We start from the raw sequence: 766 nt of genomic DNA, 5'->3' as shown, positions 1-766 counted from the left end.
CCGACACCACGGTTAATGTATGCCTAACAAGGGTTTTCAAGTCGGACAAAAAACAGTTGGCTTTTTGCTCGTACCTCGCTTATTTTAGCCAACAATTTTTTGCCGCTTAAAACGGCGTTAGGTTTCTAGGGAAGGTACGGTGATACTAAATAAAGACAGAGTAATTCAAGCTACAAAAAATATTATTCATAATGCTAAAAATTATCGAGTTATCTTCCATCACCCCGAATATTTAGATGGTGAACTTTATGTGGTTGAATACGATATAGAGAAAGCTTCAAATAGTTGCTACGTATATGTTGAAAATGGGGAAGCTAATGTACTTACTTCCCAAGCACTACTTAACGAGATGGTAGCAAGAAAAACTAAAAAATCAGGTGTTGCCTCAACTTTAGATAGTCTTGGTGGTATGGCTGGCATTATTGGTCTAATCGTAACATTAACAATTGTGTACATTGTTGTTGGCAAACCAGAAGCAGAAATACCACAAATCCTGTCAACAGCTCTGACTGCTATTTTAGGTTTTTACTTTGGCTCTAAAAAGTCCGGTTAAATAGAAACCTAACAAGCTAATAAATAAGGACAAAAAACAGTTGGCTGTTTTCGTTCCTCAACATTTTAGCCAACAATTTTTTGCCCATTATTAGGGCTACATGGACTCCCCTTTGTCAAGCAATAGCATTTCTGACAACAAGAAGATCTGACAGCAGCTCTACATTCGGCGTTTATTAGCTTTGTTACGCTATCGCCCTGATGATTTGCGCTT

At 37.7% G+C, this 766-nt stretch carries 1 protein-coding gene; it reads left to right on the top strand.

The genetic code is table 11. The features are described 5' to 3' along the window. Nucleotides 1–139 precede the first annotated feature (139 nt). Nucleotides 140–553, top strand: a complete 414-nt coding sequence (locus OCI93_RS20940; protein WP_261627262.1) for a hypothetical protein — start codon at nt 140–142, stop codon at nt 551–553. Nucleotides 554–766 lie beyond the last annotated feature (213 nt).

It is taken from the genome of Pseudoalteromonas holothuriae (assembly GCF_945859825.1).
GTDB lineage: Bacteria > Pseudomonadota > Gammaproteobacteria > Enterobacterales > Alteromonadaceae > Pseudoalteromonas > Pseudoalteromonas holothuriae.
The sequence above is the reverse complement of the archived record's forward strand: the minus strand, read 5'-3'. Positions and strand labels throughout refer to the sequence as shown.